Genomic DNA, 18,476 nt, shown 5'->3' on the forward strand with positions numbered 1-18,476 from the left:
TTTAAATTTCTATTTTCCTCAGAAATAACTTCAAATTTACGCTTGATCCACAGCCCGTTCCACAATCCCCTTAATCACTTTCACCACAGCCTTCATTCCTTCCACTGTCACATGCTCCTTAGGCCCGTGGAAGGCATATCCTCCCGTTCCCAGGTTCGGGCAGGGAAGTCCCATAAAACTCAGCCTGCCGCCGTCTGTGCCGCCCCGGATAGGAAGGGAAGCCGGTTCCATTCCGGCTGCTTTGATGGCTTCTTTTGCTTTTTCCACCACAAAGAAATGCTTTTCCATCACCTCAAGCATATTCCGGTAACTCTCTTTCAGTTCCAGTGTCACTGTGCCTGCGCCGTATTTCTCATTCATCTTCTCTTCAATTTCGCGAAGGGTCTGCTGCCGCTTTTCAAAGATTTCGCTGTCGTGATCTCTGACAATATAGTCCAGACGGGCCTCGTTGACATCTCCGCTCATTCCCTCCAGATGATAGAAGCCTTCCCGTCCTTCCGTATGCTCCGGTGTCTCCTGCACTGGCAGCAAGGACTGAATTTCACAGGCAATGGAAGCCGCATTGACCATGATATTTTTGGCTGAACCAGGATGGACGTTCACTCCTTTAATGATAAAACGGGCAGATGATGCGTTGAAATTCTCATAAGCCACTTCACCCTCATAGTCACCGTCCACTGTATAAGCATACTCTGCCTGAAAATAATCCAGATCAAACAAATCCGCCCCGGCTCCCACTTCTTCATCAGGAGTAAAGCCGATCCAGATATCTCCATGAGGCATCTTCTCTGTTATGATTTCCTCTGCAGCAGTAACAATGGCCGCAATTCCCGCCTTGTCATCTGCACCTAAAAGAGTTGTACCGTCTGTAGTGATCAAAGTTCTTCCTTTTAAAGAAGATAAATGGGGAAAATCGCTGACTTTTATCACATCTCCGGTTGCCGGAAGAACCACATCTTCTCCGTTATAATCTGAAATCACCTGAGGCTTCACATCTTTTCCGGAAAAAGCTGCTGCTGTGTCCATATGGGCAATAAATCCCATGGGCTTCTTCTGTTCAAATCCTTCTGTTGCCGGAAGCAGGCCGTAAACATAACAATGTTCATCCCTCTTCACTTTTACCAGTCCCAGTTCCTTTAATTCCTTTGCCAGTTCATCTGCAAGGGCAAACTGCCGCTCTGTGCTTGGAATGGTATCTTTGCCATCCTCAGAAGCAGTCCAGTAAGAAACATATTTTAAAAATCTCTCCTGTATTTTCATAATATCCTCCAATGTAAAACCTGTTGTTTCTGAATTTCAGTTGAAATTTACGGCAATATTTCTGCCAGGGTTTCAGCATCACTTCTGAATCTCCGTTACCTTCACGGGATTATCCCCTTCCAGATAGGAAATCCGAATGCTGTCTCCTGTATTGTATCTTATAATATCAAGCAAATCCGCATTAGACAAGTCAATATCGAAGATCTCTTCTTTTCCTTCCAATGAAAAATAAATATGGGAGGTTCCCTCGATATTAACCGGCATCAAACTGCCTATTTTTCCGGAAGCTGATTTGCTCTCCTCGCCGGTTCCCGCGGCAATTCCGTTGGTTTTCAAAAGCTGAGTATAAGATTTCTCACATTCCTTAATGGAGTCACCGGTAGCCACCCACTGGTATTTCTGGATATTTACCATGGCATACATTTTCACCAGTCCTGCGCCGTCTTTCAGCGCCATAAAATACGTGGGTTCCCCGGAAATATTCAAAAGCAGCGGAAATGTTGCCTGATAGCCCAGATTCTGCACCTGTCCTTCTGCAGACGACATGGCAGATTTTTCCGTCGCGCCCTCTATTTTGTAAAAACGCGTCTCCATGGTACGCTGATTCATCAGCACAAAGCCCACATTCGACTGATCGCCGCTGACGCTGGTAACGCCGGAATACACCCACACATCATCTTCCAATGCAATATAATTATAGCCGTCTGTAGTTTCCAGACAGTCCTTCTGTCCCAGAATACTGTTGAAAAATCCGTGCTTCAAGGTTCCGTTATAGTCATAAAGCTCCATCAAAAGCTCCGCCTGAAATACTTTATCCACCCATTGGGGAACATCTTCAATCTTATAATCACTGCATTCTCCCGTTACTGCATTGCAGATTACAACATTTCCAATGGTCACTCCTCCAAACAGTCCGATATTAAACTTTTTCACCGGACAAATCCAGTAAGGGGTTCCCTCTTCATCAATTTCAAAAAACAACTGCTCTGTGAAGATATAGGTAGGATACTTAAAACGGAGATGCCGGTAAATGTTCCGGTTCAGATATTCTGATTTGGAATATTTGATCCCTTCGCTTAATTTCACGCATTCAGTATCCTGGGTAGCCATATCTATCTTTATATAAGCGGGAATTCCTGATTTCTGGTTCGTCAGCCACTTGATGGGGCTGGCATAAACCAAAGGCGATACCCTTACCGGCTTATTATTTACATTAATCTGGCTGTAATCGTTGGCTACTTCAAACTGCGATACCATATCCACCATACTTCCCATTTTCCGATCTCCCAAAAGGGCTGCGGAATCTTTATCTAAAATAGGAATCGTATTGTAATCCACCTGTGAAATATCTTCAGAAAAATTCCGTTCCTCAACGGTCATCAATTGCTGATACTTCTTTGCATTGATAATCGGAGAAGAAAGAAACGTTCCAATCACCAGAATTAAAATTAATATCCCTGTTATGCCGAATCCAATTTTAGAAACCATTCCGAACTGGATGTCCATCAGCTGATGAAGTCCCCCTTTGCCCTGGCCCTTTTCTCTCCCTTTCCATGATTTCCGAAACGAAAAAAGCAGGGTCAGAACAATAGCCCCTCCAATCAGAAACCACCAGGTTCCCATGGAATGGATATTGAATGCAGGAATCGTAATATAGTAATATAGAAATGCTGCAATTGCCAAAAGAAACACAATCACTATATTTTTACCAGTTTTTTTCATTTTTCTTCTCCTTAATTGTATTATTTAATTAGTACAATTCTACCCTTTTCTAATTATTATGTCAAGTTAGCTAAATGTTAAAAAAAAATTAAAAAAGTTCTTGCAATTCTAAATTTTTTATTATATAATATATCTCGTGTTAAAGATATAACAGACGCGCTTCTAGCTCAGTTGGTAGAGCACCTGACTCTTAATCAGGGTGTCCAGGGTTCGAGCCCCTGGAGGCGCACTGAAAGCACTGTTTTTGATGACTGTGAGCATCGGGGACGGTGTTTTTTTTGTGACTTTTTCAGGTAAATGGGTAATCTGTATAAGCGTAAACTTTGTAAAGATAAATTTTTATATGCTTAAAATTTTAACGCTACCGGGTTCTTTTCCAGTATAAACGAAAAGAAGAATCCCTCAACTATGGTCGCGTCACGGTTAAGGGATTCGTTCTTTGATTCCATGCTTTACTCATATCTTTTGCCTAGTGGCATTATAGCATATGCAGATAATTACTTCAATATACTATATACTTTTTATAAATTTTCTTGAATGTATTGGGCGCGAATCTGGCCGCAAGCCGCTTCTTCTGATTTTCTTTGAAATTGTTGATTAGGTGCTTTAAAATATCGATTATTTTTGGCACAGTCTGCCCCTTTTCTTTTTTTCTTCGTCATACACTATCATTAAAAAGAAAAATTGTGGAACAAAGTTAAACGATAGTAAAAAATAATTCCTGTTGTTTAACTCACATTCAATTGTTTTTTGAATCCCTATCAGCTATACTATCCATAGAATCAATCCAGAAATAGTGAAGGAGATAGTGAAACATGGCAATAGGAGATGTCATCAAAAAATATAGGAAAAATAAAGGAATGACGCAGGAGGAAATGGCTGCTCGTCTCGGCATAACTACCCCTGCTGTCAATAAATGGGAAAGAGGTAATACGCTGCCGGATATCACTTTGCTTGCACCTATTGCACGGCTGCTTGATATAACCACAGACGAACTTTTATCCTTTAAGGATGAATTAACAGATGAGGAAATTAACCAATATCTATCAATTGTTCAAAAAGACTTGGAGGATAAGAGCTTCCATAAAGTATTTATTTCTGTAAAAGAAAAAATTCAAGAATATCCAAATTGTGAAAAACTAATTTGGCAGGCAGCAGTCATCCTTAATGCGAACCGGATAACAACAAAACTTCCAGATAAAGAGAATTACGATGATACAATATTCGGATGGTTCGAGAGGTGTTTACTCTCGAAAAACGAACAAATTCGAAACCAAGCGGCAGATTCACTGTTCCAAGCGTATTTTCAGCAAGAAGATTATGAAAAGGCAAATCAATATTTGGATTATTTCTCTCTGGAAAACCCTGAACGCAAACGCAAGAAAGCGCTTGTGAACAGTAAAACAGGAAAACAAGCGGAAGCCTATCGCGCATACGAAGAATTGATTTTTACTGGTTATCAGCACATTCAAATGACATTAAATAATTTGCGTACCCTTTATATGGAAGATGACAATCATGAGATGGCAAAAAAACTTGTTGATGTTTCTTCTTCTGCCGCGTTCACGTTTGAAATGGGAAAATATAATGAGGTTTGTTTCGGATTGGAGATTGCCGCATGGGAAAAGGATGCTGCATGGACCGCACAGCTTATGCAGGATATTTTGGATGGTATTGAGACAATTGGTGATTTTGCAAATTCCAAACTTTATCAACATATGGATCTAAAAACTGTTAGCTCTGAATTCTCAGTTGGCTTAAAACAAAAACTGTTGGAATCTTTCACAGATGAACCGTTTTGTTATATGCAGGGAAATGAATACTGGGAAAAATTGAAAAGCGGCATTTACAGCAGTTAAACCAGATCTTTGATATTATATGTACAGATTCATTACCGGCAGACATACTCGGGGATTTTGAGCGCTGTCAGATTACGAAAAAAATTATGGATATGGCAATGAAAATGCCATTTTAAACCCTTGTCCATCATTCTATCGCGGGGAGGAAGTATCCGAAGATGTAATTGATTCTGCTTACTTTGTCGGCTGCCATTTTAAGAAATATTTATTAGAGGTACAGCAGGCAATTATGATTTATTGCTTAACGAACGAAAGGGTACGTCATATGGGAAACTAAATGTTGAAGTACAGAAACATTACAGTAAAGAACCTGCTGGATTCTTCACCATTATAAACTAAAAGAACAATCCCTCAACTGCACTGTACCGCAGTTGAGGAATTCGCCCTCTGTCACTTATTCTCATTCAATATTTTTTTAACTTCTTTCAGGGATTTTTCCATATTGCTTACTTTTTTCCCAAGGGAAGGCTTCTTATAGATGGCCTCAGCCATTTTCTGTCTGAAATCTTTTTTATGTTTCACAATTGGGTTCTCTTTTTTGATTATTATATGCCGGATCTTTTATTTTATTCTGCGTATTCCGGTAAAGTAAACCAGAATTCCACTCCGGATGGAAGATTTTCCACTCCGTAACTTCCGTTATGCATTGTAACTATATTCTGTACAATATACAATCCCAGACCTGCATGAACAAATCCTTTTTCTTCCCGTCTCTTCTCTTTTTTATTCCGGTAATAGCCGCTCCAGATATGTTCTAAATCTTCTTCTGGAATCTGCCTGCCCTCATTATAAACGCTAACCCGGATGTTTCCGTCTGTTTTCTTTAAGGTCAGCCGGATGTTTCCGCCAATATCGGTATATTCCAGCGCATTTGTAATATAATTATCCACAACCTGTTCCAGGTATTCCCGATCTCCTTTCACATAACAATGTTCTGACAGAAATGTTTCCATATGCAGCCTCTTCTTTTTTACCATGCCTTCATATTTGATAATAATATAATCCATTACCTCTTTCATATCCATGGTTTTCTGAATCATATTTTCCATCTGATGCTCCATTACAGAATTTTCCAGAAGGCTGCTGACCATATCAGACATTTTTGCCACTTCTTCCTGAATAGATTCCACATAGTATTCCTTATCTTCTTTGAGGTATCCGAGCAGTTCTGCCTGACTGGAAATTACGGCAAGAGGAGTTTTCAGTTCATGGGTAATATTAGCAATAAATTCTTTCCTCCGCTTTTCAATCTGATCCTGACGGACATTGTGGTGAAGAATCTGCCTTTTATCTTCTTCTAACAATTCTGACTGGCTCTGCATCTGCTGTGCAATCTGATTCAAATTCTTTGCAAGCTGATTCAATTCCCTGTACCGCCCCTCTGTCTGTAATTCGGCTTGATAATCCCCATTAACCACGGCATCTGTGACAGAGACAAGTTTATCCACAGGTTTTAGAAGATATTTCCACATAAGCGTCATAAATATGCTGCCTGGCAGCATAAGAAGAAAGAAAAGCGCCATATAAAATTTTTCTGCCATGGTAATGCTTTTTCGTCCTGCGGCAATATCTTTGATTAAAATATAATAATCAGTCTCATCCTGCTTTATGATGCCGCGATATCTGGCTGTTTCTAACAGTTTTCCGCTGTTTCTGATTACTTCCGGTGTTCTGGAAAAAGAATCAAGCCTTTTTGCAATGCTTCGGTGAACTGTATTTTCTTTATTATCACTCGATTCTGTTAAATAAATGGGTTTCATATCTTCATCTGCAATGCAAAAGCTTAAATTTTCATTCTCATAATTTGCAAACATTACATAATCTTTTTCATTCAGATCAGATAAATCCAGTTCTCCAATGTCTTGATAAGCCTGTACAATTTGTTTATCTTTCACATATTCATAGTAAACAGGCATAAAGATCATATAAAGCAACGTGCTGATTCCTGTAATAACAACTATAAACATACACTGCCGTAAAAATATATCCGTTCTAAGTTTTCTCTCCATTTCATTTTCCTTCAAAACAATAGCCTATGCCGTAAACGGTACGGATACAGGAACTATCCCCCAGTTTTTTCCGGAGCTGTTTTACAATGGTATCAATAGTTCTGGTGTCTCCCACATAATGATACCCCCAAATGCTGTCCAAAATTTGATCTCTTGTGAGAACAATTCCTTCATTTTTCATAAAAAAATGCAGAAGCTCAAATTCCTTAGGCGTAGTTTCCACAAATTCATCTCTGACATATACTTTCTGCGCGCCTGTCTCAATTCTTATCTCTCCTGCTGTCAGGAAATCCTGCTCCTGCCGGAACCGTTTCAGTAATGCCTCTATATGCATTTTTACAACGGCCAGAGAGTAGGGCTTCATAATGTAATTATCTGCCCCATAGGAAAGGCTTTTCAATTGATCCTCTACTTCTTCTTTAGCCGTCAGCATAATCACCGGAACATTCGAAATTAAGCGAATCTGCTTCAACACCTCATTTCCACTGGCAAAAGGCAGCATAACATCCAACAGCACACAGCTGATTTCCTTACTGTGAGCCTTAAATTGCTGAATTCCTTCCAGTCCGTCTTCCGCAGTATATACCTGATATTGGTTTAATTCGAAAAAATCTTTCAGTGTCTTTAATAATTTTTTTTCATCTTCTATCACTAGTATTGTTGTTTTTTCCATTTTATTCCCTGCATATCCTATTTTTAGATTTTTTTATTTTATCGGGAAAATGTGATAGAAGTTTGAGATTTTTAATAACAAATGAAATCATTCCCACTTTTACGCGAGTATGCATCCTAAACAGTAAACTCTTATCTGATAGGAAAGCCAAAAACTTTAACACACCACAGCAACATAATATTTTCTGTAAAGTAAAAAGAGGCTGCCGCATTAAGAAGTAAACATACAAGATACATATTTTGTAAATGGAAATTATACCATATCTTGTAGTTGTATTTCTTAATACGACAGCCCCCTGCAATAAGTGCTTATTTACATATTAGCAATCAAAGCGGCAATATCATCGGCACTCATCAATTTAGACGGATTTGATAAATCCGGCATTAATGGCCTTTCTTCTGCTTCGATCGGGCTGATTGTCTCCGGAAGGCCGTCTACAGCAGTATTTCCGATTAGAGCGGCAATATCCTCAGGACTCATCATCCGGTTTCCATCTTCTATGAGCGGACTTGGCACTGGCTCCGGTTCCGGTTCTGGTTCCGGATCTACGCTTGCTAACAATGCAGTAATACCTTCCGGCGTCAATATCTGGCTGCCAGTTCCCATTATAGAATCAACATTGGACACTGGCTCTTCCATTACCTCCGGCATCGCTTCCATTGCCGGTTCTGGTTCTATTTCCGCTTCAGGGAGCGATTCGGTCTCTGCTGCCGGTTCTTCTGCTGCTTCCGGCATTGTATCAGCTTCTGCAAATAACTCCGGTTCTGGTATTACTTCCGGTTCCGCTGCTGTAACTTCTTCAATTTCTTCAACTGCCTCCATCATTGCTTCGGTATCTTCCAATACTTCCGGCTCTGTCACTGTCTCTTCTGCGGCTTCTGACATTACTTCAGCTTCAGCAGATAATTCCTGTTCTGGAATTGCGTCCATCTCTGGTTCCACTATGGGTTCTTCTTCCGGCATTGTCTCCAGTTTCAGTTCCGCTTCCAACACTGGCTCCTCTTCCACTGCAGATACGATTTCTGGCTCTGCTGCCAATTCCGATACCTGATTCAGCGCTACTTCCGGCACTGCCTCCAGTTCTGGCTCCTCAGTTACTTCCGGTTCTATCTCCGGTGCTGTTTCTATCTGCGGCTCTTCGGCTGCTTCCGATTCCATCTCTGGGACTGCCTCGTTCTGAGACCCCTCGAATGTTTCTGGTTCCATCTCTGAGGACGCTTCTATCTGAGACTCTTCTGCATTCGGTTCTATCTCCGGTGCTGCTTCTATCTGTGGCTCTTCAGTTGCTCCTGGCACTGCCTCTATTTGCGGCTCCTGAACCATTTCCTGCTCCGCTCCTGGGGCTGCTTCTATCTCAGGGTCCCGAATCATTTCCGGTTCCATCTCTGGTGCTGTTTCCATCTGAGGTTCCTCAATTACTTCCGGTTCTATTTGCGGCGCTGTCTCTACTTGCGGTTCCTCTATTGCTTCCGGCATAACTACTGGTTCTGCTGCCAGTTCTGGTTCCGGTATCTCTTCCAGTTCTGGTTCTTCCGCTGCTATGGGCATCTCTTCTCTTTCAAATTCAGCCGTTTCCTCTGGCATTCCCTCCGGAACATCAGACGCTGTTTCCGACGGCAATTCCGACTCTGATACTGTCTCAGACATTATTTCTGACGGCAATTCTGACGATTCTTCCTGATAACCTTCTCTCTCAACAGGAACTTCCTTCACAATCACAGACGGCGGATTCTGCGCTACTTTCTCTGGAATCGCTTCCACAATATTCTGGATCAAATCTGTAGATTCCTGGATTTTCCCGGGTATTACTTCAATAATATTCTGGATTAAACTGGAAGACTCCTGGATTTTCTCTATGATTTCTTTCTGGTTATCTCCCATCTTCTGAAGCTTCTTGTCATAAATTTCATTCTGCTTATCTATTACTTCCGTCTTTATCTCCAACATGGTTTGCTGAAATTCTTCCATCTGTTTCAACAACTGATCATTGGAATTCATCAGCGCATTTGCATTTTCCTTACTCCGGCTGATGGTTACTTTCGCCACCTTCTTCTGACCATCCATAAGAGTTTCTAACATATCGGCAATTTTCTTCTGATTTACGGAACTGGATTTTTCCAGAGGCATAATCTTCTGACCGATAAAATTCAGCTTCTCATCCAAATCCTGAAATTTCTTCTGGGAAACCAGATGGGTTGACTTCTCAGCTTTCATAATATCCACATATTGTTCTTCTGCCCGCTGACTGTCCAGTTCTTTCCATTTCAGCCATGCGCTTATGGTTAACGTAATGGAAACCAAAGTTGCAACGGCAGCAACCCCAAGTATCGGATAATTCTCCTTCATATTAACAATCAGATAAATATCAACTAAAAATACGAAGATAGAAATTACTGAAAAAAATTGTATTTTAGTCTTTTGTGAATTACCATGTTCCATCTGCTTTCCTCCACTTTATAAAATATCAGAGTGTTCTTTTATCACTAAATCAAAGTATTCTTTGACTATTTTCTGCATAAAAAGATAATATCACAAATTACAGAATTTTGCAAATCCCCCTGTTGTAATTTTTTACTATTTCTTTCTCATCTTCGAATTCTTCTTTAACTTTATAAATCTTATGCTTTTCGCATATAAATCAAACGAAAAACCTGCTCTGCGGTATCCCTTAGATTGTTTTTTGCATTTTCCGGCTGCATCGCTTCCTCTAAGGTAGTGATTTCACGCAAAATCGGAAAAAATGCGTCAATGCCTCTTTGATTGCAATTTTTTGCATCTTCTGTAACGCTTCCTGCAAACGCAATCACCGGAATACTATATTTTTTGGCAAGCTCCGCCACTCCTACAGGGGCTTTGCCCATGGCAGTCTGCCCGTCCAGACACCCTTCGCCTGTGATTACGATATCCGCCTGCTGAATATGTTTTTCAAGCTGTGTCTCTGTAAGAACAATTTTAATTCCGGATTCCAGTACAGCATTGGTAAAAGTTAAAAATGCAAATCCAAGCCCGCCGGCAGCTCCAGTTCCCGGATAATTTTCATCTGCCTTTCTGTAATGTTTTTTCGCAAGCCCGGCATACCTGAGAAGCCATTCATCCATATTCTGAATCATCTCCGGCGTCGCTCCTTTTTGAGGCCCGTATACTGCGCTGGCGCCTTTCTCTCCGCACAGGGGATTCGTCACATCACAGGCAATCTGAAACTCGCACTTTGAAAGCTCCGGAAGAACATTTTCATCTGTAATCCTATCAAGAACTTTCAGCCCGGCCGCGCCGTAAGGAATCTGATTGCCTTCTTTATCAAGAAAGCCGAACCCCAAAGCCTGCAGCATACCCACACCGCCGTCGTTGGTTGCGCTTCCGCCGATGCCTGCAACAAACCGCCGGCAGCCTTTTTGAACTGCATCTTTAATTACTTCGCCTACCCCATAAGTAGTGGTATACAGCGGATTTCTCTTTTCCTGCGGCACCAGAGTAATTCCTGCGGCGCCGGACATTTCCAGTACAGCCGTTTTTGTCTTTTCTATAATGCCATAGACGCAATCCACCGGTTCTCCCAGGGGGCCTGTCACACGTATTGTCTGCAATATGCCGCCCATACCCTGTACCAGAGCTTCTACGGTACCTTCTCCGCCGTCTGCTAATGGCCGCACCACTGTTTCTGCCTGGGGATTTACACGTCTTATTCCTTCTGCGGCCGCTTCGCCTGCTTCTATGGAGCTTAAACTTCCTTTTAGTGAATCAATTGCAATTACTGCTTTCATAATGGTTCCTTTCTATTCGTGAATTTGGAATGGCATTGCTGCAAATATTAATGCCGGCTATACCCTCCACCCATGATATTTAACCGCCGAAGTAAGAATTTCACTGCAGCACATTAAGAAATAGAAATACACCTGCACTTCAAATGACTTCCTTCAAGAACTCCCAGCCCCACAGCCCCCGTCAGGTAAGGCCCCTCCCGATCCTGCCAGGTCAGTAATTCTTCCCCGTTGATTTCCAGTTTTATTATATCATCTTCTGCCTGCACTGCAATCCTGTATTCCCTCCCTGCCGTCCAGGGAAAATCAACTGTCTGAAGAATCCGGTATCCGTTTTCATTTTTCAGAATTCCGGCTTTTCCCTCCGGAAGCAGCGCTGCCGCATAAGCCCGCCTTGCCCCCTGTACCCGGACAATTGCCAGATGTTTTTCTCCCGTTAAAGGAGTAACTGCGAATTCTGCCCGGTAATTTTGGGCGTCATATTTTCCGGTATAGACTTCGCCGAAATCACTGCAGGACAGATGCAAATTTCCCTCTTCTAAATAACACAGTCCTTTCAGCCTGGTAAACTGACTGACTTCCCGGTGGACTATTGTCCACAATTCTTCTTTTTCCTGCTCCATACGGATACTGTAACAAGGGGTTCCGTCCGCATACAGATGATCTAACAGCGCCGCCGCCGTCACTCCCTTACCTCTGTCCGCTTTTATCCGGACGCAGACGCCGATTTCTTCTATTAAACCGCCGTCTATCGGGGGAATCCGATAACTTAAATTCTCCCATTGCCCTTTTTTCAGTTCTATGGCATCGCCATGATAAATAGTATCTGTATGCCGCTCTCTGGCATACAGGCCCACCAGCGCCTCCGTTCCGTATTCCGGCAGCATCACGCAGCCGTGAATGGTCTGTCCGGGATAGACGGTGGGAGAAAATGCCGGATCGTAGCGGCTGTCATGAAAATCCTCCGGGCCATAGTATGTTTTCTGGTAAATGAACAGATTCTCTCCACCCTTTAGCTCATTGGCAGTTACTTTCAGTGATCTGCTGCCTGTGGCCGCAGATTCGTCGGTATTTACCAGATGGTAATCTAACTCCGGATACAGGTCCGATGTGTGCAGATGTTCAGACCGGACCCGAATCGCATGGGTGGAACCGGGATATTCAAAATGACAGCTATGTATCCGGTTCCTGCAGATAGTGGAAAATGGCTCCGGCAATTCTTCCTTTGCCAGAGCTGCCGCAAGTTTTGCAATATAAGAAGCCCCATAGGGAATATCCATGATGTTCAGGGAACCCAACACACCGGAACATGCCAGAAAATCATTGATGGGTTTTCTCCACTTGCGGTCATCAATGGCAGAAAGTCCGCAGTAAACCCCCATAATGGTTCCAAGATTGCCTGTATTACAGTCTGTATCCCATCCGCAGCGGTTGCAGATATTCAATGTATCTGAAAAATCCCCGTTTCCATATAAGAGGGCCAGGATCATCACTGCAATATTGGGAATAATGTGGCACACTCCGGGATATTTGTCATATCCATAATTTTCAAATATAAAACGGTAACAGGATTCCCAGGAGTCTCTGTGGCCGCTGTGATACTCCATAACGGCCCGCACTGTTTTCGCATACTCACAGTCCTTCGGAATATAGCTTAATCCCTTTTCTATGATCTTTGGAATATCCTGCTGCATAAATGCGCAGCTGATACAGGCTGCCACAAAAATTCCGCCATAAACTCCGTTGCCGTCATGAGTGACACTGGCCGCTTTTTTGGCAAGCCCTGCAGCCAAATCCGGATTTCCGGGGGTTACCAGTCCCCAGGAATCTATAAAAATCTGGCCCCCGATCTGCTCTGCCATAGTGCGGCCGTTTTGCTTTATGCTTCCGCTTTCCGGCGCCTGAATTCCATTTCTCAGATTCAGATAAGCGGTATGCTCTGTAGATACCCCATAACCTCCCCACCAGAAAAAACCATGTTCAAAAGGCGCATAATTCAAGAGCGCGTCCGCAACATCCTGAGGTTCCATCTGCTCCCATTTGCCGCAGTCCTCCAGGGCCCGCAAAAGAAACAGAGGCCCGTTGCTGTCGTCATCTGCTGCAAATTCTTTATAATCTGTCGGATACCCGTCAAGATCCCCGTAAATATTCTGAATCTGTTCACGGCTCCATCCTTCCACCGGCGCACCCATGCGGATACCAATGATTTTTCCCAGCAATCCGGCATAAATTTTCTCAATGTATTCTCTTTTCATTGCCATAAGCTACAGTCCTTCTATGCGATAAATTAAAAGCCCTTCCGTGCCGTAAATTGAATCCTTATCATGTTGAAATTTGAATCCTTATCATGCTGGAAATTGTAATCTTTATAATACGGTAAAATCTACACCCGCCAGCTGATCCGTACCGGAAACCACAAGATTTGCTGCCCCAAGCACTTTTTTATCGCCAACGCCGATGCACTTCATATGCCCGGCCAGAGCGGCTTCAATTCCTGCCCCGGCGTCTTCCACAACGATACAGTTCTCACAGGGAATGCCCAAAAGCTCCGCTGCCTTCACAAATACCTGGGGATTGGGTTTCGCCAGTTCCACCAGGTTGCCGTCCACCACAGCATCAAACTGATCTGAAAGATTCAGCTTGTCCAGAATCATTTTTCCGCTCTTGCTTGCAGAACCAAGGGCAATCCGGTATCCTTCTGTTTTGAGCTTCTCTATAAACTGGGGAATTCCAGGCAAAATCTCAGATTCATCTATTTTTTCAATCATCTTCAGATAATATCCGTTTTTCCTTGCGGCAAGCTCTGCTTTTTTTTCTTCCGTTAAGCCTTCGATTCCCCCTGTTTCCAGTACAATATTCAGAGAATCCATACGGCTGACGCCTTTTAACTTTTCATTATGTATAAGATCAAATTCAAATCCCAGTTCCGCCGCAAGTTTTTTCCATGCAAGATAATGGTATTTTGCGGTATCTACAATGACTCCGTCCAAATCAAAAATTACTGCTTTCATTTATGACGATCTCCCTTTTGTCTTTAACCTGATTTCCAATGTCTGCTCCAATATGTATTTGCAGTCCTCCGCTTCCACCTGAATGGCTGCGTTGGTTTGGGATTCACAGGTAAGATTTATCTTTTCATTGCCTATGAGAAAATGCACCTGCACACCTTCGATCACCATGCGAAAATCCATGTTTTTCCAATGTCCGGGAAGATGCGGATTCAAATACAAAATCCCGTTTTCATAGCGGACGCCTGCAAATCCGAAAATCAGACAGTTCCAGATCCCGCCTAATGATGCAGAATGAATTCCGTCCGTACTGTCATGGGGATTTTCGTCCAGATCCACCACCAGACAGTTTCGGAAAAATTCCCAGGACAGCTCCATGGCTCCGATTGCCGCGCATGCCTGGGCATGGGCGCAATAACTTAAAGAAGAATCATGAATAGTTCTTTCTTCATAGAACAGCACATTTTTTTTCACCGTTTCCTTATCGAAGAGATGGGGAAACAGATTTAAAAGCATAACCACATCCGCCTGTTTCAACACCTGCATATTGACAATTTCCTCTCTGGAATAATCAAACAGAACCGCCTGCTTAATCTGGGAAGTCTTGTATTTTTTGATGTTTTCCAGACAGGGTTTGGTTAAAAACGTGTCATCCTGGGGAATAATACCATCCTCCCCCGGAACCGGGAGATACATTTTCTTCAGAAATTCTTCCCATCTGTCCAGTTCTTTTTCAATCTGAAGTTTCCAGTTCAGCGCAGCAAATACATCCGGCTGCTTCTCCTTTAAGGTTCTGGCATAGCGGAGGGCTGTTTTCACACAATAAACCGCCATATAATTAGTGTAGGCATTATTATCCACATGTTCCGTATATTCATCCGGGCCGATGACATCAAAAATTCCGTATTTCTGACGCTGTTTTTCCCATTTGGCGCAGGATGCCCAGAACCTTGCCGCCTCGAAAACAATCTCATATCCACATTCTTCCATAAACTGCCGGTCGCCGGTGGCCCTGTTATATTGCTCCACCGCATAAGCGATATCTGCAGTCACATGATATTCCTTAATGCCGGACCACACTTTGTTGGCTTTGCCGGTATGTATATTCAGCGCCGCATACAGGGGAGTTTCTTCTTCGCCGCTTTTCGCTGCTTCCCAGGGAAACATCGCGCCTTTAAATCCATAGTCCCGGGCCTTCTTCCTTGCCCCGTCCAATCCATGATACCGGAATTCCAAAAGGCGTTTTGCCTCTTGGGGATACAGATACAGAAGCATCGGAAACAGGAAAATTTCCGTATCCCAGAACACATGTCCCTTATATCCCTCTCCCGTCAGCCCTTTTGCCGCAATGCTGCTTTCATTGGTATGCCACGGCGTCATGCCTGCAATATGGTACTGGGCGAAGCAGACTGCCGCTTCCTCTTCTTCCGTCATTCCCTCCACCTGAATTCGGGCAATGTCCCAGAATTTTTTCATTTCCTGCCTGTGAGCCTGAAACAGCGTATCATATCCTGTTTCAGCGGAAGCGTTCAGCATCTGTTTTCTTTTCTCAGTGGTGATGCCATCCTCCGCCTGATCCGCAAAAGTGATTTTTTCCAGAACTGCCTGTCCGCAAACTGGCTGCAGCGCATAAGCGCCGTATATGCTTCTTCTCTTTAAGCTGAATTCTTTTTCTGACAGAATGCCGGTTTTCGCCCTGCATTCCGCAGCTTCTATCACAGTGCCCTCTTCCAGTTCACTGCGGATTTCCATGACTGCTTTTTCATACACCCTTGCAACAGATTTGTGGAAATGGGACACGCCGCTGTTGGTCATCTGTCCATTAATTCCGGTTTTGATCTTAATCTTTCTCACATCCCCATTCAGAACCTGCACCTGAAACCTCTGGGCAAAGAGATTTTTCCGAGCCATGGAAGCAAATCTTCTGTTTTCAACTGCGATTTTCCTGTTTTGGGACAATTCAAATTCATACCGGATTACAAGTTCTCCGCTGAAAAGATCCAGTTTCCGTTCAAAAGAGGACAGTGCGGACTGTTCAGGATAAATCTTTTCACCGTCCGCTTCTAATTCAAACCATGTCACATCCGGACAGTTAACAAGCTCCGTTACCTCTTCTTCATAAGCTTTATGGAAGGCGCCGCATAAGAACATCCCCCTCTGTTCATTAATCAGGGAAAAGGGATGGGCCGCGCGAACGCCCAGATATCCGTTGCACTGGGCAAATACGGATTCTGTTTTTAATTCAAAGTCCGGCAAAAATTCTTTCTCGCAAAGCCATAATCTTTCTTTTTCTTTTTCTGTCTGATAATGAATCATACACTTATCCCCCGCCTTAAAAAATCACAGGTTTTCCTGTTTCCGCAGATTCATACAGCCCGCAGATCAACTTCTGAATATAGGCGCCCTGCTCTGCAGTAACCAGAGGTTCTTCCGTCCCGAGACATGCATTTACAAAATTCACATCCAAATCCATATGCCAGTCCCGCATCTCCATAAATGGAAATGCAAGGTTCACAAGCTGTCCGCCTTCTTCGCCGTAAATTTCCAACGGAAACAGCTCTGCGCCTTCTTTTGAGCCAAAGAGTTTCACGCTTCTTACATCCTTTTCCCTGCGGTTGATGGCAAAAGATGTCTGCAAATCCAGACTTGTTCCGTCTGCAAACCGGATATATCCAAAGATTCCGTCCTCCACAGTAAAGCGGCTGGGATTCCATGCTCCCATCAGCCCCACACCGGAAGTTTTTCCGATACGGTCACTGCTGGAAGCGCATGCATAAGAAATTTCCGGATAGTCCAATAAATACAGGGCGCAGTCAAGCATATGGGCGCCGATATCAATCAGAGGCCCGCCGCCCTGTATCTCTTTATTGGTAAAGCATCCCCAACCCGGGATTCCTCTTCTTCTGTGCCACTTTACCTCTGTGTGGTAGATAGTTCCCATCTTTCCTGCTGCAATTCTGCTTCTTAAAAATGCAATATGTTCACTGGCCCGAAAATGAAAACCATAAGATAAAATTTTTCCTTTTTCTTTTGCCTTAGCAGCCATCTTTTCTGCTTCTTTCGCGGTAATTGCCGGCGGTTTTTCGCAGAATACATGACATCCCAGTTCCAGAGCCTCCAGTGTAATGGAGCAGTGGAACTTATTGGGCACACAGATGATCACTGCATCCGGCTTTAATTCCTCCAACATGGTTCTGTGGGAATCATAGTAATTTTTTATGCCGAATTTCTCCGCAGCTATTCTGGCGGTATCAATATTTGTATCGCAGATTCCTGCAATCTCTGCATGCTCCATGGACTGATAATTGGGTATGTGCGTCACCTGGGCAATCTGTCCGGAACCGATGATTGCTGTTCTTAATTTACTCATGATGTTTCCCCTGTATTGTTATAGAAACTGTTTCATAAAATTCACAGATTCCTGATATACTTTCAACGGATCTTCTCCGCGGATTCTTCCTTCATTTACCACAGGCCCGTCGTATCCAATCTCTTTCAGCGTAGCCATATGCCGCTTCCAGTCAATGGAACCTGTTCCCGGCTGATAGCGATGGTTTTCAGCAATATGGATATGACCTATATAATCTTTATATTTTTTCAGAGTTTCTGAAATATCATCCTCTTCAATTGCCATATGGTAAAAATCAGAGGTCAGCTTCACTCTTTGAAATCCGCCCTGGCGGATGATATTCACCGCATCCTCCTGGGTATTCAGCATATGATCCTGATAACGGTTTAACGGTTCCAGATAAAGGTATGTGCCGGTTTCTTCCGCCGTTTTCTCAAGCTCTGTCAGGGAATCTATAATGGCTCTCACATCCCCTTCATGGCTTCTTGGAGAAACCATGGGCGGAAGCCTGAAGGTAAACATTCCCCATGCGGCCGGAACCACAACGCCGGTTCCGCCTGCTTCCTTTAAGGCATGCAGGATCTTTTTTAAATCTTCGATGCCGTTTAACCGTTTTTCCTCAATAAAATCGCCGATCCATCCCCGGTATCCGCCGCAGGCAGTAACAACCGGAATCCCTGTTTCAGCTATGGCCTGTTTCACTTCCTCTAAATGCTCCACCAGTTCTTTTCCATCTATCTCAAAGCATTCAAATCCCAGTTCTTTTATAAAACGGAATTTCTCCGTCATATTTTTTGGGAAAAAATCCTTGTCCTGTGTTCCTAATTGCATAACCCTT

14 protein-coding genes and 1 tRNA gene are annotated in these 18,476 nt (G+C 43.2%); 2 read left to right on the forward strand and 13 right to left on the reverse strand.

What is annotated here, in order from left to right; translation table 11 throughout:
* Positions 1–36 precede the first annotated feature (36 nt).
* On the reverse strand, positions 37–1,260 hold the full coding sequence (pepT, locus tag E5329_RS11575) for a peptidase T (RefSeq protein WP_135989694.1): 1,224 nt from the start codon (positions 1,258–1,260) through the stop codon (positions 37–39).
* Between the two features lie 78 nt (positions 1,261–1,338).
* Positions 1,339–2,982 (reverse strand): CvpA family protein, encoded by a 1,644-nt coding sequence (locus E5329_RS11580; RefSeq protein ID WP_135989695.1) that lies wholly within the window; start codon positions 2,980–2,982, stop codon positions 1,339–1,341.
* Positions 2,983–3,138: 156 nt separating this feature from the next.
* Here E5329_RS11580 and E5329_RS11585 point away from each other — a divergent pair.
* A tRNA-Lys gene (locus tag E5329_RS11585) sits at positions 3,139–3,211 on the forward strand.
* Between the two features lie 292 nt (positions 3,212–3,503).
* On the opposite strand, the gene E5329_RS29735 is transcribed toward E5329_RS11585, so the two are convergent.
* Complete coding sequence (locus E5329_RS29735) at positions 3,504–3,644, reverse strand: hypothetical protein (protein WP_168356593.1); 141 nt, start codon at positions 3,642–3,644, stop codon at positions 3,504–3,506.
* A gap of 153 nt (positions 3,645–3,797) precedes the next feature.
* On the opposite strand from E5329_RS29735, the gene E5329_RS11590 reads away from it, so the two are divergent.
* Entirely contained in the window at positions 3,798–4,841 is a 1,044-nt protein-coding gene (locus E5329_RS11590; protein ID WP_135989696.1) for a helix-turn-helix domain-containing protein, read from the forward strand.
* Positions 4,842–5,231: 390 nt separating this feature from the next.
* Here E5329_RS11590 and E5329_RS30650 read toward each other — a convergent pair whose 3' ends face one another.
* From E5329_RS30650 to E5329_RS11640, 10 genes are all read right to left on the reverse strand, one after another.
* The gene (locus E5329_RS30650; protein ID WP_275443210.1) at positions 5,232–5,363 is read right to left on the reverse strand and encodes a hypothetical protein; all 132 of its coding nucleotides are present in this window, start codon (positions 5,361–5,363) and stop codon (positions 5,232–5,234) included.
* Between the two features lie 44 nt (positions 5,364–5,407).
* Positions 5,408–6,850 carry a sensor histidine kinase gene (locus tag E5329_RS11600; RefSeq protein ID WP_135989697.1) on the reverse strand — a complete coding sequence of 481 codons (1,443 nt, stop codon included), beginning with the start codon at positions 6,848–6,850 and terminating at the stop codon, positions 5,408–5,410.
* A gap of 1 nt (position 6,851) precedes the next feature.
* Positions 6,852–7,523: a response regulator transcription factor gene (locus tag E5329_RS11605; RefSeq protein WP_135989698.1), complete on the reverse strand. Its 672-nt coding sequence runs from the start codon at positions 7,521–7,523 to the stop codon at positions 6,852–6,854.
* Between the two features lie 312 nt (positions 7,524–7,835).
* Positions 7,836–9,962 (reverse strand): hypothetical protein, encoded by a 2,127-nt coding sequence (locus tag E5329_RS11610; protein WP_135989699.1) that lies wholly within the window; start codon positions 9,960–9,962, stop codon positions 7,836–7,838.
* A gap of 179 nt (positions 9,963–10,141) precedes the next feature.
* Entirely contained in the window at positions 10,142–11,284 is a 1,143-nt protein-coding gene (locus tag E5329_RS11615) for a glycerate kinase family protein (protein WP_135989700.1), read from the reverse strand.
* Positions 11,285–11,397: 113 nt separating this feature from the next.
* Positions 11,398–13,542: an ADP-ribosylglycohydrolase family protein gene (locus E5329_RS11620; protein ID WP_275443211.1), complete on the reverse strand. Its 2,145-nt coding sequence runs from the start codon at positions 13,540–13,542 to the stop codon at positions 11,398–11,400.
* A gap of 105 nt (positions 13,543–13,647) precedes the next feature.
* Positions 13,648–14,292 (reverse strand): beta-phosphoglucomutase, encoded by a 645-nt coding sequence (pgmB, locus tag E5329_RS11625; RefSeq protein WP_135989701.1) that lies wholly within the window; start codon positions 14,290–14,292, stop codon positions 13,648–13,650.
* Entirely contained in the window at positions 14,293–16,605 is a 2,313-nt protein-coding gene (locus E5329_RS11630; protein ID WP_135989702.1) for a glycoside hydrolase family 65 protein, read from the reverse strand. It lies immediately after the preceding gene.
* Between the two features lie 16 nt (positions 16,606–16,621).
* A complete protein-coding gene (locus E5329_RS11635; RefSeq protein WP_135989703.1) occupies positions 16,622–17,659 on the reverse strand; it encodes a Gfo/Idh/MocA family protein in 1,038 nt (345 codons plus the stop codon).
* Positions 17,660–17,677: 18 nt separating this feature from the next.
* Entirely contained in the window at positions 17,678–18,469 is a 792-nt protein-coding gene (locus tag E5329_RS11640; RefSeq protein WP_135989704.1) for a sugar phosphate isomerase/epimerase family protein, read from the reverse strand.
* Between the last annotated feature and the right edge of the window lie 7 nt (positions 18,470–18,476).

Source organism: Petralouisia muris (assembly GCF_004793545.1).
GTDB lineage: Bacteria > Bacillota > Clostridia > Lachnospirales > Lachnospiraceae > Petralouisia > Petralouisia muris.

Excerpts from the sequence above, each read along its gene's own strand:
- E5329_RS11615 (WP_135989700.1), bottom strand. The coding sequence starts at position 11,284 with ATGAAAGCAGTAATTGCAATTGATTCACTAAAAGGAAGTTTAAGCTCC.
- E5329_RS11635 (WP_135989703.1), bottom strand. The coding sequence starts at position 17,659 with ATGAGTAAATTAAGAACAGCAATCATCGGTTCCGGACAGATTGCCCAG.
- E5329_RS11590 (WP_135989696.1), top strand. The coding sequence starts at position 3,798 with ATGGCAATAGGAGATGTCATCAAAAAATATAGGAAAAATAAAGGAATG.
- E5329_RS29735 (WP_168356593.1), bottom strand. The coding sequence starts at position 3,644 with ATGACGAAGAAAAAAAGAAAAGGGGCAGACTGTGCCAAAAATAATCGA.
- E5329_RS11630 (WP_135989702.1), bottom strand. The coding sequence starts at position 16,605 with ATGATTCATTATCAGACAGAAAAAGAAAAAGAAAGATTATGGCTTTGC.
- E5329_RS11580 (WP_135989695.1), bottom strand. The coding sequence starts at position 2,982 with ATGAAAAAAACTGGTAAAAATATAGTGATTGTGTTTCTTTTGGCAATT.
- E5329_RS11640 (WP_135989704.1), bottom strand. The coding sequence starts at position 18,469 with ATGCAATTAGGAACACAGGACAAGGATTTTTTCCCAAAAAATATGACG.
- pepT (WP_135989694.1), bottom strand. The coding sequence starts at position 1,260 with ATGAAAATACAGGAGAGATTTTTAAAATATGTTTCTTACTGGACTGCT.
- E5329_RS11605 (WP_135989698.1), bottom strand. The coding sequence starts at position 7,523 with ATGGAAAAAACAACAATACTAGTGATAGAAGATGAAAAAAAATTATTA.
- E5329_RS11600 (WP_135989697.1), bottom strand. The coding sequence starts at position 6,850 with ATGGAGAGAAAACTTAGAACGGATATATTTTTACGGCAGTGTATGTTT.
- pgmB (WP_135989701.1), bottom strand. The coding sequence starts at position 14,292 with ATGAAAGCAGTAATTTTTGATTTGGACGGAGTCATTGTAGATACCGCA.
- E5329_RS11610 (WP_135989699.1), bottom strand. The coding sequence starts at position 9,962 with ATGGAACATGGTAATTCACAAAAGACTAAAATACAATTTTTTTCAGTA.
- E5329_RS11620 (WP_275443211.1), bottom strand. The coding sequence starts at position 13,542 with ATGGCAATGAAAAGAGAATACATTGAGAAAATTTATGCCGGATTGCTG.